General features: G+C 65.8%; 26 protein-coding genes. 9 read left to right on the top strand and 17 right to left on the bottom strand.

All coding sequences use genetic code 11. The features are described 5' to 3' along the window. Positions 1-26: 26 nt before the first annotated feature. Genes H289_RS0122470 through H289_RS0122435 form a run of 8 tightly spaced genes read right to left on the bottom strand, consistent with a single transcriptional unit; the run spans position 27 to position 8349 of the window. Positions 27-1163 (bottom strand): MlaD family protein, encoded by a 1137-nt coding sequence (locus H289_RS0122470; RefSeq protein WP_029105598.1) that lies wholly within the window; start codon positions 1161-1163, stop codon positions 27-29. Then, a complete protein-coding gene (locus H289_RS0122465) occupies positions 1160-2362 on the bottom strand; it encodes an MCE family protein (protein ID WP_020103083.1) in 1203 nt (400 codons plus the stop codon). Before H289_RS0122465 ends, H289_RS0122470 begins: the two co-directional genes overlap by 4 nt. Continuing rightward, a complete protein-coding gene (locus H289_RS0122460; RefSeq protein ID WP_020103082.1) occupies positions 2359-3423 on the bottom strand; it encodes an MCE family protein in 1065 nt (354 codons plus the stop codon). Before H289_RS0122460 ends, H289_RS0122465 begins: the two co-directional genes overlap by 4 nt. After that, positions 3420-4469 carry an MlaD family protein gene (locus H289_RS0122455; RefSeq protein WP_020103081.1) on the bottom strand — a complete coding sequence of 350 codons (1050 nt, stop codon included), beginning with the start codon at positions 4467-4469 and terminating at the stop codon, positions 3420-3422. The genes H289_RS0122460 and H289_RS0122455 overlap by 4 nt, the downstream gene beginning before the upstream one ends. Continuing rightward, positions 4466-5983 (bottom strand): MlaD family protein, encoded by a 1518-nt coding sequence (locus H289_RS0122450; RefSeq protein WP_020103080.1) that lies wholly within the window; start codon positions 5981-5983, stop codon positions 4466-4468. Before H289_RS0122450 ends, H289_RS0122455 begins: the two co-directional genes overlap by 4 nt. After that, positions 5983-6840, bottom strand: coding sequence for an MlaE family ABC transporter permease (locus tag H289_RS0122445; protein ID WP_020103079.1), 858 nt, complete (start codon positions 6838-6840; stop codon positions 5983-5985). Before H289_RS0122445 ends, H289_RS0122450 begins: the two co-directional genes overlap by 1 nt. A 1-nt stretch (position 6841) precedes the next feature. Then, the gene (locus H289_RS0122440; RefSeq protein ID WP_020103078.1) at positions 6842-7705 is read right to left on the bottom strand and encodes an MlaE family ABC transporter permease; all 864 of its coding nucleotides are present in this window, start codon (positions 7703-7705) and stop codon (positions 6842-6844) included. Continuing rightward, entirely contained in the window at positions 7702-8349 is a 648-nt protein-coding gene (locus tag H289_RS0122435; RefSeq protein ID WP_036421185.1) for a TetR/AcrR family transcriptional regulator, read from the bottom strand. The genes H289_RS0122440 and H289_RS0122435 overlap by 4 nt, the downstream gene beginning before the upstream one ends. Positions 8350-8613: 264 nt before the next feature. Between H289_RS0122435 and H289_RS0122430 the strand changes: the two genes are divergently transcribed. Then, entirely contained in the window at positions 8614-9408 is a 795-nt protein-coding gene (locus H289_RS0122430) for a crotonase/enoyl-CoA hydratase family protein (RefSeq protein WP_020103076.1), read from the top strand. Here H289_RS0122430 and H289_RS32005 read toward each other — a convergent pair. From H289_RS32005 to H289_RS0122405, 5 genes are read right to left on the bottom strand one after another with little or no spacing between them, the layout of a single operon-like run. Further along, on the bottom strand, positions 9342-10451 hold the full coding sequence (locus H289_RS32005; RefSeq protein WP_138158477.1) for a hypothetical protein: 1110 nt from the start codon (positions 10449-10451) through the stop codon (positions 9342-9344). The genes H289_RS0122430 and H289_RS32005 overlap by 67 nt on opposite strands. Before the next feature lie 55 nt (positions 10452-10506). Then, positions 10507-10971 (bottom strand): RrF2 family transcriptional regulator, encoded by a 465-nt coding sequence (locus H289_RS0122420; RefSeq protein ID WP_020103074.1) that lies wholly within the window; start codon positions 10969-10971, stop codon positions 10507-10509. Positions 10972-11030: 59 nt separating this feature from the next. Then, entirely contained in the window at positions 11031-12251 is a 1221-nt protein-coding gene (locus H289_RS0122415) for an acyl-CoA dehydrogenase family protein (RefSeq protein WP_020103073.1), read from the bottom strand. Position 12252: 1 nt separating this feature from the next. Continuing rightward, entirely contained in the window at positions 12253-13281 is a 1029-nt protein-coding gene (locus tag H289_RS0122410; RefSeq protein WP_020103072.1) for a phosphotransferase family protein, read from the bottom strand. Continuing rightward, positions 13281-14036 (bottom strand): SDR family oxidoreductase, encoded by a 756-nt coding sequence (locus H289_RS0122405; protein WP_020103071.1) that lies wholly within the window; start codon positions 14034-14036, stop codon positions 13281-13283. The genes H289_RS0122410 and H289_RS0122405 overlap by 1 nt, the downstream gene beginning before the upstream one ends. Before the next feature lie 104 nt (positions 14037-14140). On the opposite strand from H289_RS0122405, the gene H289_RS0122400 reads away from it, so the two are divergent. Next, positions 14141-14746: a QsdR family transcriptional regulator gene (locus H289_RS0122400; RefSeq protein WP_036421055.1), complete on the top strand. Its 606-nt coding sequence runs from the start codon at positions 14141-14143 to the stop codon at positions 14744-14746. A 49-nt stretch (positions 14747-14795) separates the two neighbouring features. Here H289_RS0122400 and H289_RS0122395 read toward each other — a convergent pair whose 3' ends face one another. Continuing rightward, a complete protein-coding gene (locus H289_RS0122395) occupies positions 14796-15935 on the bottom strand; it encodes a 3-ketosteroid-9-alpha-monooxygenase, oxygenase component (protein WP_029105595.1) in 1140 nt (379 codons plus the stop codon). Positions 15936-15954: 19 nt separating this feature from the next. Then, a complete protein-coding gene (locus H289_RS0122390) occupies positions 15955-16599 on the bottom strand; it encodes a TetR family transcriptional regulator (RefSeq protein ID WP_020103068.1) in 645 nt (214 codons plus the stop codon). A 120-nt stretch (positions 16600-16719) separates the two neighbouring features. Here H289_RS0122390 and H289_RS0122385 point away from each other — a divergent pair, with 120 nt between their 5' ends. Genes H289_RS0122385 through ygiD form a run of 3 tightly spaced genes read left to right on the top strand, consistent with a single transcriptional unit; the run spans position 16720 to position 19489 of the window. After that, positions 16720-17220 (top strand): VOC family protein, encoded by a 501-nt coding sequence (locus H289_RS0122385; protein ID WP_020103067.1) that lies wholly within the window; start codon positions 16720-16722, stop codon positions 17218-17220. Continuing rightward, positions 17220-18683, top strand: coding sequence for an FAD-binding protein (locus H289_RS0122380; RefSeq protein ID WP_020103066.1), 1464 nt, complete (start codon positions 17220-17222; stop codon positions 18681-18683). Before H289_RS0122385 ends, H289_RS0122380 begins: the two co-directional genes overlap by 1 nt. Positions 18684-18724: 41 nt before the next feature. Beyond that, complete coding sequence (gene ygiD, locus H289_RS0122375) at positions 18725-19489, top strand: 4,5-DOPA-extradiol-dioxygenase (RefSeq protein WP_036421181.1); 765 nt, start codon at positions 18725-18727, stop codon at positions 19487-19489. 6 nt (positions 19490-19495) lie between these two features. On the opposite strand, the gene H289_RS31090 is transcribed toward ygiD, so the two are convergent. Together H289_RS31090 and H289_RS0122365 are read right to left on the bottom strand one after the other, a co-directional pair. Continuing rightward, a complete protein-coding gene (locus H289_RS31090; protein WP_020103064.1) occupies positions 19496-20878 on the bottom strand; it encodes an FAD-dependent oxidoreductase in 1383 nt (460 codons plus the stop codon). 384 nt (positions 20879-21262) lie between these two features. Continuing rightward, entirely contained in the window at positions 21263-22144 is an 882-nt protein-coding gene (locus H289_RS0122365) for a cutinase family protein (RefSeq protein WP_020103063.1), read from the bottom strand. Between the two features lie 182 nt (positions 22145-22326). Between H289_RS0122365 and H289_RS33920 the strand changes: the two genes are divergently transcribed. Genes H289_RS33920 through H289_RS0122350 form a run of 4 tightly spaced genes read left to right on the top strand, consistent with a single transcriptional unit; the run spans position 22327 to position 26297 of the window. Next, entirely contained in the window at positions 22327-22452 is a 126-nt protein-coding gene (locus H289_RS33920) for a hypothetical protein (RefSeq protein ID WP_263863790.1), read from the top strand. Between the two features lie 45 nt (positions 22453-22497). Next, positions 22498-23832, top strand: a complete 1335-nt coding sequence (locus H289_RS0122360) for an MFS transporter (RefSeq protein ID WP_020103062.1) — start codon at positions 22498-22500, stop codon at positions 23830-23832. Next, positions 23832-25136: an ABC transporter substrate-binding protein gene (locus tag H289_RS0122355; RefSeq protein WP_020103061.1), complete on the top strand. Its 1305-nt coding sequence runs from the start codon at positions 23832-23834 to the stop codon at positions 25134-25136. Before H289_RS0122360 ends, H289_RS0122355 begins: the two co-directional genes overlap by 1 nt. A gap of 12 nt (positions 25137-25148) precedes the next feature. Next, the gene (locus H289_RS0122350; protein ID WP_020103060.1) at positions 25149-26297 is read left to right on the top strand and encodes an FAD-dependent oxidoreductase; all 1149 of its coding nucleotides are present in this window, start codon (positions 25149-25151) and stop codon (positions 26295-26297) included. Positions 26298-26348 lie beyond the last annotated feature (51 nt).

The raw sequence follows: 26348 nt of genomic DNA, 5'->3' as shown, positions 1-26348 counted from the left end.
AAACGCCACCAGGCTGTTCAGCGCGTTCATCGGGTGCGGTCCGATCCGTAGATGCGGCCGAGCAGCATGTTCCACTCGTAACGCAGGCTGCCGATCATCAGGTGCCAGTCGGTGCCGTCGGGTCCGTGGATGCCGGGGTCGCCCGCGTAGTTCTTGTCGGGCAGCGCACCGATCGCAATTTTCGAGATCTCCGCCTCCACGTGCACCGCGGTGGAAGTGGTGGCCTTGACCAGGATGCCGATCAGCCGGTTGAAGGCGGTCAGCGAGATGTTCGGGTCCATGGCGATCTCGTTGAACACCGCCGACAGCTTGTTCACGTCGGCCGCGACGCTGCGGGTGTCGGTGCCCTGCATCGACGGGAACTTGGACAGCTGCCGCGTGATCCGGCCGACGTTGTCGACCACGTCCATGATCCGAGTGGTGTTGTCGGAGATGACCGCCAGGGCGGGGGCACCGACGGAGAGCGCCGTGTCGATGCTCTGCTGGTGCCGGGACACCTCGGCCGCCATGTTCGACGTGCTGCGCAACGTCGCGTCCAACTGCGCCGTCCGCGCCGTCATCTTCGCCAGGAACTGGTTGGTCTCCGATATCAGGCTGGCCAGCTTGTCGCCGCGGCCACCGACAACCCGACCGGCGCCGTTGACATCGGTGGTCAGGGCGCGGATGGCACCTCCGTTGACCAGCATCGCCAGGGAATTGAGGAGTTCCTCGACTGTCGGGGCCGCCGCCGTCGACCCCAGCGGGATGGTGTCGCCGCCCCGCAGCAACCCGCGAGGCTCTGTCGCGGGCTTGCCCGGCGCTTGATCTTCGGGCGGGCGAATCTGGAGGAACACGTCGCCCAGCGGTGTGGCCGAACGCAATTCGGCAGTGCTGCCCACCGGCAGCGGCACATCCTGACGGATCCGCATGGACACCTTCGCGGTGAAGTCCACGGCATCGATCGACGTGACCTCGCCGATGTCCGCCCCGTATAAGCGCACCTTCGCCTTCGACGGCAGGTTCAGAGCGTCTGTGAACACCGCATTGAGTTCGTAGGTCCCGCCCCTGGATCCCGGGGACGGCAACGGTACGCTGTCCAGGCCCGCGGCGCAGCCGGTCATCAACAGGACACTGCCGAGGACTCCTGTCCAGCGTGCGCCCCGCACAACAGATTTCACGCTCATCGCGTCGGTCCTCCCGGCGCGGGCGCGGCCGGCGCGGGCGACGGCGTGGCCGCGGCAGCACCTGGCTTGGGCGGTTCGCCCTGACCGGACGGGCCAATACCGTTGGCCATCAGATCCATCATCGAGGTCAAGCCGAAGTCGGGGCCGTAGTCCTGCAATGTGCCGGTGGCACAGCCCAATTGCTTCAGGCCCATCAGGTTGCAGAGTTCTTTGTTCAGTTGGTTGTACGCCAACAGCTTGTCGGTAACCAGGTGTCCGCGGATGCTACCGCCCACCGGATCCAGGACGTTGTAGACGTTGTCCAGGGTCAGCGGCAGAACGTCCAGCGTCTCTTCCAGCTCACGCTTGTTGTCCGACAGCGACCGGACCACGGTGTTCAGATCACCGAACGAGCCTTTGAGTTGATCGCGGTGGCGCTCGAGCAACCCGCTGACCTCTTCGAGGATCTCGTTGGCCTTGGCTCCGGTGCGCCCCGAGCCGAGATTCTGGTCGGCGAGGATGTCGCTCAGCTGATGAACGTTGCCGCCGAACTTGCGGATGGCGTCATCGTTCTCGGCCGCGGACTGGGTCAGATCGGAGACACTGCGAATGATTTCCTGCAGGTTCTTCTCGGTCTTGGCGCCACCATCGGGACCCACCTTGAGGGCCTCCGACAACTTGGTCAGCGTCGACTTGATCTGGGTGCTGTTCTCGGAACTGATCCGAGACCCCAAGTCCACCAGATCGCCCAGCGGCCCACCGCCCTGCGGGTTGCCCTTCAGAGCGGTACCCAGTTTGTCGATCATCGACAGCGTCTTGTCGAACTCCACCGGAGTCCTGGTGTGGCCCAACGCGATCAGGTCACCGTCGCGCAGTTTGTTTCCGCCGCGGTAGGGCGGGGTCAGCTCGACGTGCCGGTCGGTGAGGATCGAGGCGGAGACCGTGGCGGCCGTGACGTCGCTGGGGATCGGGACCTTCTTGTCGATGTCCATGGTGACCTCGATGTAGCCACCCTTGTTCACCACCGAGTCGACCTTGCCCACTTGCATGCCGAGCACCGACACCGCGTTGCCGGGATACAACCCAACGGCATCCTGGAAGTGCGCCGTCACGGTGATGTTGCGGTGCCACATGCGCGGCGCCACGGCGGCCGCGGTCGTCACCAGGGCGACGATCGCGATAACAGCGATCGCCCCGATCATCAAGGCGCGCTTACTCATTTGCAGTCCTTGAAGTATTCGACGATGTTGAACTGGCGGGCCCGGCCGCTGATCGCGCACATCCAGGAGTCGACCATGATGCCCGCGGGCAGGGTGATGTCGGCACCGTTGCCGCTACCGGTCAGATTGGCGATGTTGCGTGCGGTGACCGGCGCGACCTGCAGGATGCTGCGGACCAAAGCGTCGTGATCGGCAAGCAGCTTGGCGAACTCGTGCAGGTTGGCGATCAGTGCGTCGAGTTGCGGCTCGTTGGCCAGAAGCGTATGCGCGCGGTCGGCAAGCAGTGTCACACCGTCGAACAGCCGTTGCATCGCAGCTCGCCGGGTGGTGATCTCACCGAGAATCTGATTGCCCTGCAACACAAGTGCGCCGAGGTCGGCCTTCTGCCTATGCAACAGCGCGGCGATTGTGTCGGCGTTGGTGATCAGCGTGCCGAGCTGGTCGCGGCGCGACTGGATGACCCCGGCCAGTGACTTGAGGTTGGTGAGCGCCTCCGGCAGGGCGTCGGGCACACCCTGCAGACTGCCGCTCATCACGCGCACCGACTCCGCGATCTTGTCCGCATCGAGCGGCGACAGGGTGCTGGTCGCACCCTCGAGCGTCTTCTGCAGGTCATACGGCACCTCGGTATGACTCAATTTGATGGTGTTGCCGGGGAGATGGCCCGCACCGGCCGGGCTGATCTCCAGGTACCGCGAGCCCAAGATGGTCGTGAGCTTGATGGCCGCATGCGTTTCTGTGCCCAGCCGGACGTTCTTGTCGGCTTTGAACGTCACCACCACGTGGTCGCCGGCCAGCTCGACGTTCTGCACCTCACCGACGTTGATGCCCGCGATGGTCACCGCGTTGCCGGATTTGATCGCGGCGGCCTGAGCGAACTCGGCGGTGTATTGCTTCTTGCCGATGTCCAGGATGCTGACCAGCACCACGGCGGCGACCATGACGATGATGACCGTCAGGCCGATGACGCCGAGCCAGAATTTGTTGTAGTCCTCCAGGACTCGCTTGCGCCCACCCGGGATGTTCTTCGGGCGGAGCGGGCCACCGAACAGGCTGCTCATCGGCACACCGCCGTGTGCCAGGTCTCGTTGCCGTTGCCCGGCGTGGCCGCGACGACGAACCGGCGGAACCAGTTGAGCAGGCCGCGCCACAGGCCGAAATCGAGGTCGCAGACGTAGACGTCGATGTAGGTGCCCTCCTGGCCCGCGCGCGCAAGTCCCTTGAGCAGCAACGGCACATTGGCGACTGCGTACGCCAGGCGGGCCTTGCCGTCGGTCACGCTGTACTTCAGGAAGCCCGGATCGCGGTCGATGAACTGCTGCATTTGCGGGGTGATCGCGTTGACGATCGCCGAGAGTCGCGTCACGTTGGCGGTGATGGACCCCACCGAGGAGACCAGTTCGTCGCGCCGGCTGTTCAGGGCGGCGATCGACGCCGAGGTTTCGTGCAGCATCGTCTGCAGGTTGGTGCTCTGCGCGGCCAGTGTCGTCATCAGCCGGTCCAGGTTCGCGATCAAATCCCCAAGTGCCGCATCGGGACCCGCCAGCGTCTGCGTCAGCACCGAGGCCTGGGTCGTCAGGGTCAGGATCGAGCCCTCGTTGCCCTGGAACGCCTTGATGATGGCGTTGGTCAAGTTGTCCACCTGCTGCGGGTCGAGCTCGGTGAACAGCGGCTCGAAACCGTTGAGCATATAGGAGATGTCGAACGACGGATTGGTCCGGCTCTCCGGAATCTGCGCTCCGACAGCCAGTTTGCGCTTGTCGCCCTCACCCTGGCTCAGGCCGAGGTACCGCTGCCCGATGATGTTCTGGTAGGTCACCGAGGCCAGCGTGTTGGTGTACAGCGTCTGGTTGCTGCGTACCTGGAACGAGACCTTGGCCTGGTTGTCCGGCGTCAGCTCGATCTTGTCGACCCGGCCGACCCGCACGCCGGCCACCCGGACATCGTCGCCTTCAGCCAATCCCGACACATCACTGAAGATCGCCGAATAGCTCGAGGTGGGGCCGGCGACGTTGCGCTGCAAGGTCGCGAAGACCATCCAGGTGACGGCCACGGAGAAGACCAGGAACAGCGTGAGGAACACGACGGTGCTGCGCTTCAATTTCATGGCTGTCCCTCCGGGATCGGAGCGACGTGCACGTCCTGCCCCCGGGCCACCGGGCCCAACAGTAACTGAGTGGCGGATGTGGCTGGGCCACCGACGATCTGGCTCAACTGGTCCTTCTCGTTCTGGCTACCGACGGGCCCGACGGTGCCGCCGTAGAGCGGCGCGGACTGCTGCTGAACCTGGCCGGGTGCGCCGGCTTCGGCGGGCAGCGGCGGGCCGGGAGGTGCGGGCGCAACCGGCGGGCCAGGCGCGGGCGCGGCCTGCGGCGCGGGTGGCGCGTTGGGGTCCGGCGGACCCGGAAATTCCGGCACGATCGGAACCGAAAAGCGCGGCGGCGCAATGTTGGGACGGTTCTCGGTCACCCACGGTGGGGTCGCCATACCCATCGATTCCAGGCCGGGCTTGAGGTCGGGCGCGGTCGGGGTTTCCGGTGCGGTCTTGCAGCTCGGCCCCTCCATCGCGCCGTACCGCGGGCAGTCCGCCCGGGTGTACTGCCGCGAGGGGTTCATCGAGATGACTGCTTTCCAGATGATGTGGCCGGTGTCCTGGTTGACACCCTCGTCGTAGATTTTGTTGGCCAGCGCCTGCAATCGTGTTGAGACGCCGTGGAACTCGCCGGCGTGATCGGCGAGCACACCGATCGCCGGCGTCAGCCCGGTACTGACCTGAATCATCCGGTCACTCTGGTGCTCGAACGCATCCCCCAGCGTGCCGGTGGTATTCAGGCCACCCGACAGGAAATTGGTCAGCTGCGTGCGCTTCTCGGCGAACGTCCGCATCGGCTGCACCGAACTGTCCAGCGCGGTGAACAGCTCCGGCGACACGGTACGCAGACTCTCGGCCGCCGCCTTCAGCGCGGACAGGGTCGTCGGACCGGTGTCGTCGGACTTCACGACCGTATTCAGCTGCTGCATGATCTCGTTCACGTCATGCCCGGCATCGGTGATCTTCTGTCCCCGGCCGTGGGTGGCCTCGGAAATAGCCGCGAAGACACCGACATTGTTGGCATCGGGTGACTGCCCGACGGCCTTGAGCAGCTGACGCAGCTTGGCCAGCACGTTCTGGAACAGCACCGTCGGCAAGGTCTGGTCTTCGAGCACGACGTCACCGGAACGGATGGGACGCGCCCCGTCGCCGTTCTGCACCAACTGCACCGCCGACACCGCAAAGATGTTGGCGGGCACCACGCGCGCGGTCACGTTTTCGGGGATCTGCGCGGCGAACTGCGGCTGGACGTTGACGTGCACCACGTTCGGCTGACCGTGCTGCGACGGCGTCACACCCGACACCATGCCGACGATGACGCCGCGGAACTTGACGTCAGAGCGTTCCGGCAGGCCGTCACCGATGTTGATGAGCTTGAGCTCCACCCGGACGAAATCGTCCAGCTTGCCTTGCGATTTCACCACCATGAGGACTGCGGCGAACGAGGCGATCACCGCGAAGCACAGGCCGATGACACCCAGCTTGCGGTCGGTTGAGCCGCGGGGGTCGTGGTCGAACGAGTTGGCCATCAGCCACCGAACCTTGCGCCGCTGATGACGCCCCACAGCGCCATGGTGAGCAGCATGTTGACGATCATCACGACGGTGACACTGCCGCGCATCGCGCGCCCGGCCGCCACGCCGACACCGGCCGGGCCGCCGGAGGCGAAATAGCCGTAGTAGCACTGGATCGTCGACGAGATGAACACGAAGATCACCGCTTTGACGGTGGCGAACAGCACGTCGCGGCCCTCGAGGAACAGTCCGAAGTAGTGCAGGTAGGTACCTGTGGACTGGCCGGCGACGACGCTGACCAGCTGGCACGACAGGTAGGCCAGGGCCAGGGCCGCCAGGAACAGCGGGACCACCGCGATCACCGAGGCCACCACGCGCGTCGCCACCAGATAGGCCACCGAGTTGATGCCGAGGGTGTCGAGCGCGTCGATCTCGTCATTGATCCGCATGGCGCCGAGCTGGGCGGTGAACCGGCAGCCGGCCTGCGCGATGAAGGCCATCGCGATCATCGCCGGCGCCAGTTCTCGGGTTGTCGCGAAGGACGAGACCAGGCCGGTGGCAGGCCCGAGACCCAACAGGTTCAGGGCGTTGTAGCCCTCGACCGCGACCAGCGCGCCGGCCGTAACGCCAAGTACACCGGCCACATTCAACGTGCCGCCGCCCACCACGATGGAGCCGTTGCCCCAGGTGATGTCGGACAGCAGCCGCAGCAGTTCCTTGCGGTAGCGCAGCCACATCGTCGGCACGGCCAGCACGACCTTGCCGAAGAACTCGACCATGTGGCCGGTGCGCCCGGCCGCCTTCAGCAGCCCGCTGCCGACCGCGGTGAACGGCCGGAGCAGGCCCGGGGTGAATGTTGAGGGAGCAGCCATGTCAGATCGACGTCTTCGGGAACACGATGACGTACAGCTGGCTCATCACGACGTTGACGATCATCATCAGCAGCACCGACTCCACCACCGCGGCGTTGACCGAGTTGGCCACACCGGCCGGACCGCCGCGGGTGTCCAGGCCCTTGTGGCAACTGATCACCGCCACGATGACACCGAAGACGATGGCCTTCACCATGGCCAGCGCAAGATCGCCGACGGTGGAGAACGACGAGAACGTGGCGATGAACGAGCCCGGTGTGCCGTTCTGCAGATAGACGTTGAACATGTAGCTCGCCAGGTAGCCGACGAAGCTGGTGACGCCGGTCAGCAGCACACCGATGAGAACCAGGGCGACCAGGCGCGGCACGACGAGGCGCTGGATCGGGGACACGCCCATGACCTCCATGGCGGAGATTTCCTCACGCATGGTGCGCGAACCGAGGTCCGCGCAGACGGCAGAACCGACCGCCGTCGCCAGCAGCAGCGAGGCGACCAGCGGAGCGCCCTGCCGGATGACCACGAGTCCTGTCGCCGCACCCGACAGCGATGATGCGCCGACCTGACCGGCCAGCAACGCGAACTGGATCGACAGCGTCACGCTGATCGGGATGGTCACCAGAACCGTTGGGGTGAAGGCGGTTCCGGCCATGAACGCGGCCTGGTCGAGGAACTCGCGCACCTGGAAGCGGCCCTTGACGATGTCGGTGAACAAGTACTCCAGCGTCCGCAGGCCGAGCACGATCTGCCCGCCGGCGGTGCTCAGCGATGCGATCGGGTGGTTCTGCAGATAACGCTTGACCCAGTCGATGGCCTCGGCGATGGCGCCCCACTTCGCCAGTCCCCGTGGTTGTGCCTGGTCGGTCATCGAGCTGCCGCTTCCTTGCCGGACACCGGCCACTCGGTGGCGATGCCGCGGCACACCAGTTCATTGCTTGCGAGGGTCTGCGCGAGCAACTCCTCGCGGCTGGGCTTCTGTCCGTAGCGAAGGGCGATCCCGAACGGGATGGCGCAGATGGTCTGGGCGGTGGCACGCACGTCGACGTCGGCCCGGATGTAGCCCTGCTTGATACCGTCCCGAAGCATGGTGGCGAGCACGCGGGCGCCGTCATCGAAGAGACGCTGGAATTCCTCGGTCATCTGCTGATCGACGCCGGCGGCCTGCACGACGATCAACTGCATCAGCCGCGGTTCGTCGGCCAGCAGTTCGCTGTAGGCCATGCCGATCCCGAGAAGGTGATCACGGAACTCGGTGATGGACGTCAGCTGTCCCGGCCTCGAGTCGCCGATCGCGGCGAGCACGCGGGCGTTCACCTGGCGCACCGCGTGGTCGACGATGTCGCGCTTGTTCTCGAAGTAGCGGTAGAACATCGAGTGCCCGGAGCCGAGGCGCTTGGCGATGTGGCTGATCGACGTCTGGTGATATCCGCGCTCAGCGAACTCCGCCAACGCCGCGTCGATGACCTCTTCCCGCACCAACTCGGCGCGTTTCGCACGCTGGCGTTCCGCCATGGTCGCGCGCACCTCGCCTGTCACGCGGATCACAGTAGCGTATCGATTCCGGTTTGGGACACACTCTTCGCGAAACGGAATGAATTGTCTCGCGAGTAAACGTTTGGGCTGCGCCGGTTTGCTGAACTCCGCACTTGAGGTTGCCGCTGCACAGTAGGGCGGGTTACTCCACGACGGGGCCGTTTGGCCATTTTCACGAAATACCCACAGCTTCGGCCGGCGCCGTGATACGCGGCGGCGCCGCACTATCCTGCCCCCATGGCAATGGATCGGATCACCGTCGAAGTTCGAGATGGCATCGCCTACGCGACGCTCAACCGGGCCGACAAGATGAACAGCCTGGATCTGCCGATGCTGGAAGCGCTCGCCACGGTCCCTGACCGACTGGCGCGCGACCGTTCGGTGCGCGTCGTGATTCTGCGTGGCGACGGGCGCGCGTTCTGTACCGGTCTCGACTTCGCCGGGGCAAAGTTGCAGGGCTTGAGCGCCGTGCGCAACTTCGGCAAGTTCCCCGGGCAGAAGACGAACCTGTTCCAGAAGGCCTGCTGGGCCTGGCGCGAGTTGCCGGTACCGGTCATCGCGGCCGTGCATGGCCACTGCTACGGCGGCGGACTGCAGGTGGCTCTCGCCGCGGACTTCCGGATCGCGACGCCGGACTGCAAGCTGTCGGTCATGGAGGCCCGCTGGGGCCTGATCCCGGACATGACGGGGTCGGTGACACTGCGCGAGCTCCTGCCGATGGATGTGGCCAAGCGGCTCACCATGACCGCCGAAGTGTTTTCCGGGACTGATGCGCTGGGCTATGGACTGGTCACCGCCGTCGCCGACGACCCGTTGCTGGCCGCAGAGGAGCTGGCCGCCCAACTGATCGAGCGGTCCCCCGACGCACTGGCAGCCACCAAGAAGCTGTTCGACTCGACCTGGACGTCGGCGCCGCGCTCGGCGTTCTGGACCGAGTCGCTCTTGCAGCTACGACTGCTGCGGGGGCGCAATCACCGGTTGGCACGCAGGGCCGGTCGCGACGGCAGTCCGGCTTGGGCGCCGCGGTCGCTGGACTGAAGTCCGGCCTTGTCGTCCGGCTTGGGCTTGGGCTTGGGCGTCAGCGCATTCGTCGCTTTCGTCAGACCCTTGGTGAGCCCGGCCAGCGGGTTGGGCAGCTGCCCGAATGTCTGCGACGGCGGCGTCTTCTTCGGCTTCTTCGGCGGCGTCTGGGATAGATCGGGGGTGACAGCCGACGTCGTGACGGACTTCGGCGCCGCCACCGGTGTGAAGCCACCGGGCTGCATGGCCGCTGTCCGGACCTTGTTGACCTCGGTGACGATGGTGTTCGCGACGACGTTGCCGGCGTTGGTCACCACGCCGACGGCGGTCTGGACACCCGCCATCGCCGCACGGAGCGGATTGCCGCTTTTCGCCAGTTCCTGAGCCACCGCGTCAGGCACGTGGAACGCGCCGGCGAGGAAGAAGTTGAAGCCCGGGAAGATCACTGCCGCAACCACATTGATGACGCCGATGACCGCGACCTGGAAGACTCCGCGCGGCATGACGGTCGGTTCGGGGTTCCGCACGACGGGCGCGTTGAGCGCGTCGTAGGTCTGCTGGCGGAACTGCTGGAATGCGTTGAGCACCGCGCCCGGGCCGGCGGGGATCGCGGGCGGAATGTTGAGCAGACCCACCACGCCGACCTCGAACGCGTTGAGCGCCCGCTTCGCCGGAATGGCGGCGTCGGCGTCGATCGCCTTGTCCATGGCGGCGGCCGTGGGTCCCGTCATCGACGCCGCGGCGATACCGAGGGCCTTGAGCGGTCCGTTCGCCGGCAACGCGGCGAGGAAGACGGCCGGCTCCTGCAGCGTGGTGGTGACACCTGTCGTGACGGTCTGCGCCAGCAGCGGACAGATGATGGAGCAGTAGATCCCCTGGTTCTTCACGAAGCTGGTGATCAGTCCGCCCGGCGGAACTGTTGCGGTCAAACGGATTTCCCGTGTCACAGCCGGCGGCGAGGGATCGCCGGCGGCAGGCGGGGCGGGTGGCGCCGGCGCGATGACGGCCACGGCAACAGCGGTCGCGGCAAGAGCAGTGGGCAGGCGTGCGGACAGTTGCATCGTGATCCCCTTGCGCAGCGGTGTACGGGTACCACGATCCAGCGGGCCACTCGGTTCAATCGGCACGGGAATCGATCGGCGCAGCCAGTGCGCCGAGGCTGACGAGCAGGTTCCTGGTCGGCGGCAGCGCGAGGTCGGCGACCGTGGTGGTGTTCAGTGACGCATAGAACGCCGCTTTGGCCTGCGCCAGCGCCGCACGGAGCCGGCACGCCGACTGCAGTGGGCAATCCAGCCCACTGCAGTCGACGAGCTCGGTGTCACCGTCGTCTTCCAGCGACCGCACCACGTCGCCCAGACGGGCGGTACGGCCGGCCGCGGTGAGGGCAAGCCCGCCGCCGCGACCGCGGTCAGCCTCCAGCCACCCGGACGTCGCCAGGTGCGCACACGCTTTGGTCGCGTGCGTGTACGAGATTTGCATGTCCTCGGCGATCTGCCGCGTCGAAATGCGTTGCCGGCCATCTTCGGCGGCGAGCCGGATCAAGATCCGCAGCCCGACGTCACTGAAACCGGTCAACCGCACACGACCACGCTATTTAATCGTCATTTCTGATGCAAATAAAGCGCCGCCGGCTTGCTGGGTCAGCTCACCAGGTGCTTCTTGAGCTCCGTGCGGGCGAGGGCGTTCTTGTGCACCTCGTCGGGCCCGTCGGCGAAGCGCAGGGTGCGGATGCCCGCGTACATCGCGGCGAGCGGGAAGTCCTGGGACACCCCGCCGGCGCCGTGCACCTGGATGGCCTTGTCCAGAATCCACTGCACGGTGAGCGGCGTGGCGATCTTGATGGACTGAATCTCGGTGTGCGCACCGCGATTTCCGACGGTGTCCATCAGCCAGGCAGTCTTGAGCACCAGCAGCCGCAACTGCTCGATCCGCACGCGCGATTCGGCGATCCAGTCGCGGATCACGCCCTGCTCGGCCAGTGACTTGCCGAACGCAACCCGGCTCGCGGCTCGCTGACACATCATCTCGACGGCACGCTCGGCGACGCCGATCGCACGCATGCAGTGGTGGATGCGGCCCGGCCCGAGACGTGCCTGGGCGATGGCGAACCCGCCGCCCTCTTCACCGATCAGGTTGGACACCGGCACCCGCACGTCGGTGAAGCGCAGCTCGGCGTGCCCGCCATGGTCGTGGTCGTCGTACCCGAACACCTCCATGCCGCGCAGCACCTCGAGGCCCGGGGTGTCGCGGGGCACCAGGATCTGCGACTGCTGACGGTGACGTTCCGAACTGGGATCCGTCTTGCCCATCACGATGAAGACGGCGCAGTTGGGATTCATCGCTCCGGTGATCCACCACTTGCGGCCATTGATCACGTACTCGTCGCCGTCCCGAACGATCGACAGCTCGACGTTGGTGGCGTCCGAGCTCGCCACGTCGGGTTCGGTCATGGCGAAAGCGGACCGAATCTCGCCCGCCAGCAACGGATCCAGCCACCGGCGCTGCTGCTCGTCGGTGCCGAATTCGTTGAGCACCTCCATGTTTCCGGTGTCCGGTGCGGCACAGTTGAAGACCGCGGGTGCCAATTGGATACTGCGGCCGGTGATTTCGGCCAACGGCGCGTACTGCAGGTTGGTCAGGCCGGCGCCCTTGGCACCGGGCAGGAACAGGTTCCACAACCCGCGGCTGCGCGCCTCGGCGCGCAGCTCGGTGAGCACCGGAACGCTGTCCCAGGCCCAGCGGTTGTCCAGGGCATTGAGCTGCTCGTGGAACGTCTTCTCGGCCGGATAGACATGACTGTCCATGAACGCAGTCAGTTCGGCGACCATCTCGTTGGTCTTGGCGTCGTAGGCGAATTCCATGTCAGTGCTCCTTGAGTGCGTTGAGGCCGGCATCCAGCAGGAAGTGCACCGCGTCGCCGGCGAACGAGAATCCGTCACCGACGGTCTGTCCGTTGACATAGCGGTAGTGGATACCTTCGAAGATGCCCGCCATCTTGAAGAAGGCGAGACCCAGGTAGAAGCCGAAATCGCCGAGTGAACGGTCGATTCCGACGCGGTAGCGGTCGATGATCTCCTGTTCGGAGAGGAAGCCTGGCGCTTCACTGACATCGGAGACCTCCCCGTTGCCCGATGCGGCCAACCGCCCGTAGGCCACCATCAAGGCCAAGTCGGTGAGCGAGTCGCCGATGGTGGCCAGCTCCCAGTCGATCACCGCGGCAGGACGGCCCCCGGAGTCGAAAAGCACGTTGTCCAGCCGGTAGTCACCGTGCACGATGCCCGGTGCCGAGTCGGCCGGAACCCGCCCCGACAAAGCCTGATAGAGCTGCTCCATGACGGGCAGGTCCCGGGTGCGGGCGGCGAGAAACTGCTTGTGCCACCGCCCGACCTGGCGCCCGAGGAAGCCTTCGGGCCGGCCGAAGTCCGTGAGCCCCACCGATGCGGGATCGACGGAATGGACCGCGACCAGGGTGTCGACGAGCCGTTCCGAAATGAGGCGGGTGCGCTCGGCTCCCAGGTCCTTCAGTTCGGCGGCTTGCCGGTACGGCGTGCCGTCGATTTCGGCCATCACATAGAAGGGGGCGCCAAGTACCGATGTGTCATCGCAGAAGCCGTACATGACGGGAACGGGTACCGCGGTGGGTGCCAGCGCCGACATCATCCGGTACTCGCGGCTCATGTCGTGCGCGGTGGCGAGGAGTTCACCGACCGGCGGACGACGGACGATCCATGACGAATCACCATCGGTGACACGGTAAGTCAGGTTCGATTTGCCACCGGCGATCAACGTCGCCGACAGCGTGGCGCCGGCACCGGGCACGGTGGACGACAGCCACGCACCGAGCCGATCCAGGTCCAGCCCCGGCAGTTCGACATGTGCGCCGGCGGCCATCAGACGCCACCACGCAGGAGCACGCCGCCGTCGATCGTCAGGGTCTGGCCGGTCATCCAGCCGGCGTCATCCGACAGCAGGAACGCCACCACCGAGCCGATATCCTCGGGCACCCCAAGACGTTTCAGCGCATAGTGCGAGCTGACCTCTTCTTCACGGCCTTCGTAGAGCGCGGTCGCGAAGCGGGTTTTGACGACGGCGGGTGCGACGGCGTTGACGCGGATGTTCGGGCCCAGCTCGACGGCCAGCTCCTCGGTGAGGTGGATGACCGCGGCCTTCGAGACGCCGTAGAAGGCGATGCCCGGGGCAGGTCGCAGCCCGGCGATCGATGCGACGTTGACGATCGCGCCGCCGTGCTCACCCTGCCAGGCCCGGTTCACCTTCTGCACCCACGAGAGCGCCGACAGCACGTTGACTTCGAGAATCTTGCGCGCGGCGTCCATGTCGATGTCCATGAGCGGTCCGTACACCGGGTTGATGCCGGTGTTGTTGACGAAAAGGTCGGCGCTGCCGAAGGTTTCGACCGCCTTGGCCACCACGACATCCTGATGCTCGGTGTCGTCGCCGCGGCCGGCGACGGCCAGCGCAACGTCCGGTCCGCCGAGGGTCTCGACGGCGGCGTCGAGCGCTTCCTGCTTGCGGGCCGTGATCACCACCTTCGCGCCTTCGTCCACCAGACGCTGGGCGATGGCGAAACCGATGCCACGACTGGCACCCGTGACGATCGCGGTCTTTCCTTCGAATCGCGTGCTCATGTCAACTTCCTCGTGGGGTTGGCGGGACATGGCCCCACCTGTGGGACACATAGGCGAAGTGTGCCACACTGGCACATACCGGTGCAATGTCCCATAATGGGCGAATGTCCGCAGAATCGACGACGCACTCCCCGCGACTGGGGACGGCATTGAGCCGCCAAGCCGCGGTCGACGCTGCGACCCGGCTGTATCTGGCGGGCGAGCCGGTTGACATGTCGGCGCTTGCCACCGAACTCGGGATCGGCCGGTCAACCCTCTATCGGCTCGTCGGCAATCGGGAAGACCTGCTCAGCACCGTGCTTGCCGAGGCAACGGAACGAACCTTTCGTCGGTCGGTCGCCAAGGTGAGCGCGAGCAACGCGCACCCAGCGGGCGCCGACATGCTCCTGGCGGTGATGGAGCACTTCCTCAACTCGGTCGCCGACGCCAAACCCCTGCAGGCGGTATCGCAACGCGAGCCATTGCTGATCGTGCGGCTCATGCTGCTCCCCGGACTCGTGGAGCAGACGGCCGGACGCCTGATCGGCGAATTGTTGGAGGCCGAAGTGGCCGCCGGCCGGATGGAATTACCGCTTCCCGCAGCCACTTTCGGGCTGGCGCTCATCCGGATGTGCGACGCCCACCTCTACGCCCCACTCTTGGGCGGTGGGCCACCGGAAATCGACACCGCCCTCGAGTTGGTGGCGGCGTTCCTCGGCCACAGCCGCTGACACTGCCGCCGCGGCGCCAGATTCCGAGTAGCAGACCCTCGGTGCGGGATCAACCGGCGGCGTGCGCAGCCAGGTTCTCCGCCACCTCGGCCTCCCAGCTCTCGATGGAATGCGTGGTGTCGATCTCGAACTCGAAGCGGTCCGTCATATCCGGCGTCACATCTTCGACGTCGACATAGAACTGCTCGTACCAGCGGCGCTGCTGATACACCGGGCCGTCTTCCTCGGTGAGCAGTGGGTTGTCGATGCGGGCCTTGTGCTTCCAGATCTCGACGTCCTGCTCGAAGCCGGTCTGCACACCCTCGATGAAAGTCCTTGCCAGTTCGGCATTTTCCTCGTCGCTCATCGTCGGGAGCTTCTTCACGATGGCCCCGTACTGCAACACGAACGAGTTCGGGCTGACCGGATAATGCGAGTTGATCAGGATGGTCTCAACGGTCATGCCGTTGGCCACGCTGCGCAGCCGGTCGATCATGTACGACGGCCCGAAATACGAAGCCTCCGAATACAGTATGGACGTCGGGTCATGGAACGTACTGACGACCATGTCGTCGCGGGGCGTCGAATCCATCACCTGGGTGGCGATATGACCTTCGAAGATGTTCTTGAAGTTCCGGGGAAATGCGTAGTGCACGTAGAAGAAATGCGCCATGTCGACGTTGTTGTCGATGATCTCGCGGCAGTGCGAACCTTCGATCACCTGAATGTTCCAGGTCCAGTCGGTCCAGGCGTCCGTGCCGTACCCCTCGATCTCGGGGATGTCGACTTCCGGCGGCGGGGTGTTGCCCTGCGGGTCGTTCCAGACGAACAGCTGTCCGTTGCGTTCGAGTGTCAGCCAGGAGCGGGTCCGCGCCAACCGAGGCGTCCGCTTGGCGTAGGGCACCAACGTGCACTTGCCGTCGCCGCCCCAGCGCCAGTCGTGGAACGGGCACGCGATCGAGTCCCCTTTGACGGTGCCGTACGCCAGGTTGCCGCCCATGTGCCGGCAGTAGGCGTCGAGCACGTTCAGCCGGCCCTGGCTGTCCGCGAAGACCACCAATGACGTGCCGAACGCGTCGATCTGATGGGGCGCACCGTCGTTGAAGTCCCGGATCAGGCCGAGGCAGTGCCAGCCGCGAGCGAACCTGGTCGGGTTCTCCCCTGCCTCGATCTGCCGGATCTCCGTCAGCTCCTGATCTGCGACCGACATGCGCTCCTCCATCGTTGTTTCACCGCGGGTCAATCAGTGCGGGCATCGGCGCGGTGAGCAGACCGACGACCATCGCGACGATGTTGTCCCTCGCCTCGGCTTCACTCAGGGCACCGCGGACCGCGTCGCGACGCTCATCCACTTGGCGTTCATGGTCGGCGAGCAGGGTGTACATGACGGAGGCCATTGCCGCCATGCGTTGGCGCCGAAGCGCTTCCGGTAGGTGATCGAGGGCCCGCAGCAGCCGGGTGGTGAGGATTCGGGTGGCCGGCCACTGCTCCGACGTGAGCGTGAGCTCGGCCATGACGGGGTGACTGCGGACGCGTTCGAGAAAGCGCGCGTAGTGGCTCGACCCATCGGAATACGGAGTGTCGAACAGCGGCTCGACCAGGATGGTCACCAGAGCGGTGATGCTGTCGTCAGGCTCCCCGGCGCTTTCATGCTCGGCCAGCAGCGCCAGCCGGGCCTGCTCCAGTGGAGCCTGACGATGACCAATGATGGCCTTGATCAGGCCATCTCGCGATCCGAAGTGATAGTGGACAGCCGAATTGTTCCGCTGCCCCGCAGCCATCGCAACGTCGCGTAGCGACACTTCCGGGCCGAATTCGGCGATCAGGCGTTCACCGGCGAGAAGCAGCTCCGTGCGTGCACCAGGCCGACTCACGGGTCTCAGTGTAGTTCGTGCGCTTCAGATTGCAATCACCAATGCTTGACCAATTAAGCGGACACGCTTAGTTTGAAGTGATTCGTACCGTCACGCAGCAGGCCCCTCGGAAGGAATCCCATGACCGTCGCGTATGGACCGATCTGCCAAATCGCCTGGGTCACTGAGGACATCGAGGCCACCGAACAGCTGTTGAGCAAGCAGTTCGGCGTCGGCGGATGGGTCCGGATGCCCAACATCGAGTTCGGGCCGCAGACCTGCCGCCTGCACGGCGAGCCCGCCGACTTCACGGCCCACATCTCCTTGTCCTATTCGGGCGACATGCAGTTGGAGCTGATCCAACCGGTGCGCGGCGACAGCATCTACACCGAATTCCTGGCTCGCAGCGGCCCGGGCCTGCACCACGTGTGTTTCGAGCCAGGCGATTTCGACGCCGCCGTGGCATCGGCGCAGGAGCAAGGTCTGCCGATCGTGCAGGAAGGTGAGATGTCCGGCGGGTTGATGCGTTTCGCGTATATGGACGGAGCCTCGGCCGGGGTGCCATATATCGAACTCGGCAAGTTCAGCCCCGAGATTCGCGCGATGTTCGAGCACATCAAGACGGCCGCGAAGGTCGCCTGATGACCCCGGAAACCGTATCAGCACACAGTGTTTCGTCGTTCTCTGACGAGGTCGATGTCCTGGTTGTCGGGCTCGGCATGGCAGGCGGATGCGCAGCGGTCGAAGCAGCCGCGTCGGGCGCCCGCGTACTCGTGCTCGAACGTGCCGCGGTGGCCGGCGGCACCACCGCGATGGCCGGCGGCCACTTCTACCTGGGCGGTGGCACCGCGGTTCAGGAGGCCACCAGTCAGGAGGACTCTGCCGCTCAGATGGCCGCATATCTGACCGCGGTCTCGAAAGACCCTGTGCCGGAACTGATCAACGCCTACTGTGAAGGCAGCGCCGAACATCTCCGATGGCTGGAGGCCCTGGGCTTCGAGTTCGAGCGCAGTTACTACCCGCACAAGGCCGTCATTCAGCCGGAGACACAGGGCTTGATGTACACCGGCAACGAGCAGGTGTGGCCGTTCCGCGAGCAGGCGGTTCCGGCGCCGCGGGGCCACAAGGTCCCGGTACCCGGCGATACCGGCGGCGCGGGCATGGTGGTCAAGCTTCTCGTCGAGCGACTGGGCGAGCTCGGCGCGGAAATCCGTTACGAGACAGGTGTATCCGCACTCGTCATTGATGACGACCGAGTCGTCGGCGCAACGTGGAAGCACTTCGGCGAGACGGGCGCCGTACGGGCGAAGTCCGTCGTCCTGGCCACCGGTGGCTTCGTGATGAACCGCGAGATGCTGGCGCGGCATGTTCCCCGACTGGCCGATGATCGCGTTTTCGCGCTGGGCAGCACCTACGACGACGGCAGCGGTATCCGCATGGGCCAATCGGTCGGCGCCGCGACCAAATACCTGGATCAGGCGTTCATGACCGCGCCGGTATATCCGCCTGCCACACTGCTCACCGGCCTCATCGTTAATCGCAACGGAGACCGGTTCGTCGCCGAAGACTCTTATCACGCACGAACTTCCGCCTTCGCCCTCGAACAGCCGGACAGTGTCGCGTACCTCGTCGTCGATTCCCGACATGTCGAGATGCCGACGATGCCGTTGGTTCAGTTGATCGATGGGTGGGAAGATGTCGCCGAGATGGAAGCGGCCCTCGGCATACCGGCCGGGCGGTTGCAGTCCTCACTCGACAGGTACAACGCGAACGCGGCACGGGGCGAGGACCCCGATTTCCACAAGGCGGCAACGTATCTGGAGCCCCAGGACGTCGGCCCGTGGGCCGCATTCGACTTGAGTCTGGGCAAGGCGTTCTACAGCGGTTTCACCCTCGGCGGCCTGGCGATCTCCGTCGACGGTGAGGTACTTCGCGACGACGGCACTGCCATTGCCGGCCTCTACGCCGCCGGCGCCTGCGCCTCCACCATCGCGCAGGACGCCAAGGGGTACTCCAGCGGCACCCAGCTGGGTGCCGGTTCATTCTTCGGCCGGCGTGCAGGGCGAGCCGCTGCCGTAGCGGCGACCGGAGCGCAATCCCGGTAGCGTTGCACGTAATGACCGGATCAGCTGAACTGCCCACCATCATGCCCACCGCGTTCATCGGCCACGGCAGCCCGATGAACGCCGTGGAACGCAACCAGTACACGGCCGCGTGGACGGAGTTCGGCCAGTCGGTGCCACGGCCGCGGGCGATCCTGGTGGTCAGTGCGCACTGGTACATCAACGCCACCGCGGTCACCGCCATGGCCCATCCCCGCACCATCCACGACTTCTACGGCTTCCCGCAGGAGTTGTTCGACATGCAGTACCCCGCACCCGGACTGCCCGAGCTGGCCGACGAGATCGCCGAAACCATCAAACCGACGTGGATCGGTTCTGACCGGGACAGCTGGGGCATCGACCACGGCACGTGGTCGGTGTTGGTACACGCCTTCCCGGATGCCTCGATCCCGGTGGTGCAATTGTCGATCAACGCCGAGAAACCGCTGGAGGAACACGTCGCGCTCGGCGCGCAACTGGCCGAATTACGCAGCCGCGGAGTGCTGATCGTCGGCAGCGGCAATATCGTGCACAACCTGCGCGCCATGAACGCGCGGCTTCCCGACAGCGGATTCGATTGGGCCACAAGGTTTGACGACGCGGCAGCCGATCTGCTGACCGCGGCACCGGCCGACATTCTGCGGCTACGGGAACATCCCGACTTCGCCGCCGCCGCGCCGACGCCGGATCATTTCATCCCGATGCTCTATTTCGCCGGGTTGTGCGCCGCCGCCGACACGCCCGCGCACGTGCTCGTCGACGGCTATACCTACGGGTCGCTGTCGATGACGTCGTATGTGGTGAACTGACGCCGTTCAGGCCACGCTGCTCTCATCGACTTCAGTTGCCCCAGCAGGTTTCATCGCTTCTGCCGCCGTGATGTACGCGTGGCGGTGGTTGAGGAACTGGTGACGCGCATTCTCGCCGACCAGCGTGCGTACCTCGTTCAGCAGGGCACGCCTGCCCTGATGTTGATGCCGCAGGAGCCGGCCTGCCGAGCCGAACAAGCGCGACGCACTCAACACCTGCGACGGCCTTTCGCGGTGGTTGAACAGATCGAGGAACCGCCCGATTTCCCCCCTGGCGTGCAGGTCCGCGACCATCTGCGCGAACACCGTCGGAACCGCACCGGACTTGCCGAGATCGTTGGCGAACCAGTAATGATCGGAAAACTCGTGATCGCGCCACCGGCCCCAGCGCGCCAGCGCCGCATCCTGCGCTTCCGGCGAGCCACCCAGGCCCTCGACCACCGCCGGTACCAGCGCATCGACTTGAGAGAACGCGTCGCTGATCCCCCGCCCTGCCGACGGGTCCTTGAAGTGGCCGGCATCGCCGACGAGCGCCCAGCCTGGCCCCGACGGATCTCGGAAGAAGCCGGTCCAGTGCAACATCCCGAAGTACTTGCTCACCCGCTGCGCGCCCGCCAGCGCCTCCGCCACCGGCTCGCAGGTCAGTGCGTCGGCCATGAAACTGCCATCAAGGTCGGCGCGGTATCGCTGGAGCTGAGAAAATTCGGGGACGACGATCACTTGGTACAGGCCCTCGTCGCACGGCGCGGCAATCACGAACTTGTCGTCCCACCGGTGAAAAACGTTGGACGGCTCGGCCGGCATGTGCGCGCCACCGAAAAACGCCCAGTAGGCGAACCGCTGGCCGGGGACCACGTTGTATTTGCGCGCTGCCACGAGATTTCCGACAGTGGAGTTACGCCCGTCGGCGCCGACGACCAGCCGCGCCCGCAGTTCCTCCTCCCGGCCGTGCGTTTTTACCTGTACCCCGGTGACCCGGCTGCCTTCCCAGATCATTCCGGTTACCTCAGTCGCCATCCGGACCTCGGCGCCGGCCTCCTCGGCGGCGCCGGCCAGTATCGGGTCGAGCACCGTGCGCCGGACCGATGCGCCGCCGCCGATGTCGCCGCTGCGGAGCGGCCACGGCGCGTTGAACTGGAAAGAGTCAGCGCGAGAGTTGGACCGCTTCATGAATGGTGCACCGGTGGCGCGGAGCTGGTCCGTCACACCGAGCCGATCGAGGAACGCCAAGCCGTCCGTCTCGAAGATGTGGGTCGACAGGGTGTCCCGCGGAAACGTCGCACGTTCGACTACCGCAACGTTCACGCCCTGCCGCGCCAGCATCGCGGCCAACGGCGAGCCGGCACACCGAGCGCCGACGATGACGACGTCAAATCCCTGGGCCAACATGGTTGCTCCCGAAGTTCGCACTGCGCCGAGGCAGGCCGCACCCGGCGCAGCTGGAAAAAGCGTACGCCGCGTGTTGCGTGACGTACAGCAATTATTCAGGACTTTGCCATGCTTACCGCGGAACGACTTTCGTTGGTTTTATCACGACCGCGTCAATGCCGCCGCACGCTAGACCTGTTGTTCCCCAGTAATTCTGGCGCGACGGGCTTGCGCGGGACGATCGGGTTCTCATGCCCGTCGAGGCCGCCTGCGCGCCAATGTGTTGTACGAAAACCTGCCGCTTGCAACCGAATGCGCCATCGTGGTGCTCATGACGCCGAGCGCCGGGGTCGTCGAAACCGCGAAAACTGGTGTGCGCACGGACTATTGCACCCGAGGGCCGTGCTACGACAAAGCGGGTCCGGGAGTCGGCGATGTCGGCGTGGAGGTCGACGGAACCGAACTGGGAGGCTGCAAACCGTAGCCGGCCTGCGGCCCGGGTGGCGTGCTGTACGTCTGCGGAGGCCCGGGCAATGCGCCGTAGCCCATCTGAGGATTGGGACCGGGCTGCGGGCCATACGCCGGGAACTGCGAGCCGTACCCGGGCGGTGTCAGATGCGAGCCGGCAAGGAGCTTCGACATTACGAAAGCCGCTGCCTGGTCCGTGTAAGCGGGGACATAACCCTGCGTGTGTCCACTCCAAGAGTTGCCCGCACCCGAGTGACAGATCGGGTCGGCGGGATTACAGAGGTCGATCGCTTTGGGACTCAGCGGTGAGTTCTGGGTCGGTGGCGCTCCGTCGGTGCGGTCTGCCTGGTTGCCGAAAGTAGCGACGGCCGCGATGTTCTTGTTGTACTCGGGCGGCAACGGATCACCCCAGTTGATACCGGAGAAGCCGGCCACGATGTTGACGACGCTCGCGCCTTGCGAGTAGCCACCCAGAACGATCTTGGTATTGGGGCAAGCCGACGCCGTGGACTTGATGTGAGCGATCGCGTCCTTGGCCCCCTCGCCACTGTGCCGCTGCGTGATGGTGGCCTTGTAGTCCACCGCATACGACCTGATGGTCAAGCCGCCGGCCTGCTTGCGCAGCGCATCGACAAGCGCATCCCCGACCCGGCCCATACCTGCCGGCTCGTCGGTGCCACGCGCGAAGATGACTTCGGCGTCGGGGCAGTCATCGGCAGCGGCCACCGGCGCCACACCAGCGATGACGAGTGGGCCCGCCACCGTGAGCAGAGCGACAGCGCCAGCAACGATCGAGCGAGGTACGTGGCGAAACAGCATCTCCGCATCTTACCCGCAGGCAGGAAAGTAAGACAAACGCCTGACCAGCAAATATTCATCACGCAGCAATCAGCGCACCGCTCACATACGCCACCGGAGCACGCTTCCGGCAAACCTCAAACGCTAGATTCCGCCTGCCGGAGCCCAGGGTGCTCACCGCGCTGACCGGTATAGTCGCCGGCGTGGGTGCGCATTCTGACCAGGCTCCCGCACCCACGGTGCGGGCGCACTCGTCGTGCACCCCGTCGTTTCTCTCCTCGATCTGGAACCGCGCCCGCCTGGCGCCCCTGAACAAATTCGCGCGCTGATTCTCGCTGCCCGAACGTTCACACCTCCAGTTCCCGTGATGAAAAATGAAACCATCTCTCTACGCCGTTGCGGCGTCGCTGTACCTCGCTGAGTACACCCTCTATTCGAACTCGTCCGCGACCGTTCTCTTGAACGCGTCGATCGCGGACTTCTTCCACCTGCCCTATGGCCTGGCCGCGAACGTCGGCGTGGCCTTCCTGGCTGGGTTCTGTGCGACCCTGCTGCCAGCCGGTCTGCTGCTGCACCGCTGCCGTCCGATCACCACGTTCTACGTCAGTTCGGCAGCGCTCGCGGTACTCGGCATCGCCGCGAGCCTCAGCCCGTCGTTCTGGGTGCTCATCGTGGTCCGGTTCCTGCAGGGCGCGGCGTCGGCCGTGCTGGCACCGCAGCTGTTCCGGATCGCGCGACAGCAGTTCTATCCCGATCACCACACCGCGTTCCTCGGCACCTGGGGGCTCGTGGTGTCGGCGTCAGCGCTGTGTTCACCGCTGATCACCGCCGTGCTCAACGACGCGTGGGGGTGGCGGGCCTTCCCGTACGAGACGGTGCTGACGACGGTCGTGTCGATTCCGCTACTGGCGTGGGGCGCGCGGGCGCAGGTACCCGAGGCCGACACTGTGCCCGAGAGCTCGCACCGGGGTGCGGGTTTGATCGTTGGTTTCGGGCTGGCGCAGGTCGTCATCTTCCTCGTCGCCGGGACCACCACCGAGCTGACGACCAAAGCCCTGTTGAGCCTGCTGGCGACGGCGCTGGGCGTCGCGGTCATCGGCGCCTGCCGATCGTCGGCCGGAGACGGAGCCCGCCGGCCGATTCTGTACCGCAGCTTCCTGATCGTCTTCGTGGCCGGCATCGCGACCAACGTCTTCACCTTGGTGGTGATCTACGTCCTGCAACGGGTGCAGTCGTTCAGCTCCTACCGGGCCGCGCTCGTTCTCTTGCCCATGGCGGTGGTCGCGGGCCTGTTGCCGATCTCGAGGTTCGGCCGCCCCGGCGATGCGGCAAAGAACACTCGGTTGGTGGCTTACGGTGCGGCGTGCCTGGCACTGGCCGGTTGCTGGGTCGCGGTGAGCGGCGACCATGTGGGTTCGTCGCTGATCAGTGCCACCGTGATGGGCGGCGCCATGGGCTTCCTGTGGAGTTCACTGGCCACCAACGTGCTGACGAGTTCCGGCCGGGTGACGTTCGATTCCGCGGTGTATCACTACCTGCGGGCGTTGGGAGCGGCCATCGGCGTGTCAGTCGGGGCGACGGCAATCGGCGGTTTCGCGGACCCGCACCGCCTGTTCGTCTTCGCCGGGGTGTTGATCGCCGTCGCCGGCGTCATCGCGTCCGTCGCGGCACGGCCGGCCGTCACCACTCGTGTGGAGGTCGAACACTGATGCGCGATATCACTTTCGCCTGGCCACCCGGACAGCTCACCATGGACCCGCGCCTGGCCTACAACGGAATCTCGAAAACCTATGTGCGACAGGTGTTCGAGAGCCTCGTCGACATCGACCCGGTGACCACCCAGCTGAGGCCGTGGCTGGCGTCGGCGTGGCGTCGCCCCGATCCGCGCACCGTGGAGCTGACCATCCCGCCCGGACGGCACTTCTCTGACGGCACGCCGCTCACCGCAGACTCGGTCCGAAACAGCTTCCGCGACATCATGACTGACCTTGCGGATGTCACTCCCCTACCGTCGGCGGTTGCCGCCCTCACCGGACTGTCAGCCGTGGAATCGCTCGGCGAGACGGTCATCTTCCGGTTCGAGCGGCACAACGCCGCGTTCCTGCACAGCCTCGCGGGTGTGAACTTGGCGGTCAGCAAGCCGGCTACCGGCGACATGCGGCTCGGCACCGGCTCGTGGGTGCCCGCGGAGTCGGGGTGCCTCGCCGATGGCAGGCATCGTCTGCTGTTCGACGCGCACGACGACGGATCCGCCGCGGTGCGCGCCGGTAGCACGGACGGCTTCGCGACGGCCGATATCCACAACCCGGGGATCAGTTACGGTCTGTGCCCCAACGCATCCCGCGGTCCCCTTGCCGATGCCCGGATCCGGCGCGCGCTGTCTCTGCTGATCGATCGGGAGCGACTGCGCCCGATCCTGGAGTCGTGCGGCTACACCGTGGCCGGCTCGGTGCTTACGCCGACCACGCTGCACTACCTCGACTGCTCGGCCCAGTTGCGGCACGAACCGGCAGCGGCACACCGGTTGCTCGATGCGGCCGCCGCCGACGGGTTGCGGTTCGAGGTGGTGTTCAACAGCTCGTTCTCCCCCGTCGACGCCGAACTGTTGTCCGCGGTTGCCGACCAATGGGCGGACCATGGTGTCGAGCTGGTGCTGCACGACGTCGACTTCGGCGAGCTCCGGTCGCGGCAGCAGACGGGGGCCTACGATTTCCGGTTCTTCTATTACACGGCAATCGATCCCGATGCATTGCGGTATCAGTTCGCGGTCGATCAACGCAACGCGATGTGCCGCGTGGAACGTGATCGGCTCGACGATCTGCTCGACGCGCAGTTGCACTGCCCCGAACCCGCCGAGCGCCGAAAGCTGGTGCACGGCATCCAGCCCCACATCATCCACGAGGGGCTGTGGCTGCCGATCGGCAACGTGCGCACCGTTGTCAGCCACCGACCGGATACCGTGCCCCGCCTCGCGCTCGACGCCGAGGGCCTGGCGCGCTTCCCCCATCTTTAGAAAGGCATCACCGTGTCAGACCTCATCACTGCACCCGTCGTCATCGTCGGCGCCGGACTCGGCGGACTCGCCGCGGCGATCGCATTACAGCAAGGCGGCCACCACGCCATCGTGGTGGACAAGACCCGCGAGCTCGGCGAGGTCGGCGGCCCGCTCGGCATCTCACCACCGACGCTACGACTGTTCGGCGAATGGGGCATGCTCGAGCAGTTCAACCGGATCTCTTCTGCGACGCGCTATTTCGAGACGCACGACCAGGCCGGTCACGTCGAGTCCGTCGCCGACTACGCGGCAATCCCGGAAATCGGTTCGGAACACGGCCGGTTCGGATATGCCGACGCCGAGTTGTCGCCGCGCACCGTCCACCGCGCCGACCTGCATGCCCTGATGGTGGCGCATCTCGGCAGGGACCGAGTTCGGCTGCGCCACCAGCTGACCGGTCTCGTCGAGCATGACGATCACGTCGATCTCACGTTCGCCGACGGCGCCGTCATCCGGACGCAGTTGGTGATCGGCGCCGACGGGCTGCGGTCCACTGTGCGTGGGCTTTTCAGCGATGACTCGATCAACTACTGCGGTTCGGTGATCTTCCGCGCCGTCAGCCCCGTCGACTGCCTGGGCGCCCGCCCGAACAACCGGTTGCGCTCGTGGCATTCGGCCGACTACGCCAAACACGTCATCGCGATGCCGGTGCGCGCGGGCCGGCAGGTAGCGGTCGACGCGACGCTCGGTATCGACGAACCACCGCTGCACCTGTGGTCGGCGCGTGCGGATTTGGCTGCGCTGGCAAGGCAATTCGACGATTTCGAGACCGTTGTGGGTCAGCTGATCCGCGGCGCCACCGGTCCGGTGTACATGCACCCGGTCTACGACCGGGACCCCATCGCGCGCTGGACTACCGCGCGCGTCGCGCTGCTCGGTGATGCCGCACACCCGATGACGCCGTTCGGCGGGCAGGGCGCCAATCAGGCGATCCAGGACGGTGCCGAGCTCGCACGTCAGCTGACCGATGCTCAGGACGGTGATGTCGCCGCGGCACTCCAGCGCTACCAGGCCGTCCGGACCGCGCAGACTGCGGAGATTCAGCGCTCAGCGCGGCAGCTGGCCTCGCGGCGGGCGACCATCACGATGCGACTGACCGACGTGCTGGTCGACGCCTAGCCCCGCAGACTCCGAAACCTGTGGCGGCGGTGACGTTCCCGTGGAACGTCA

Source organism: Mycobacterium sp. 360MFTsu5.1, assembly GCF_000383495.1.
GTDB lineage: Bacteria > Actinomycetota > Actinomycetes > Mycobacteriales > Mycobacteriaceae > Mycobacterium > Mycobacterium mucogenicum_B.
Note: the sequence above shows the minus strand (reverse complement) of the source record. Positions and strands in the feature narration are given on the sequence as shown.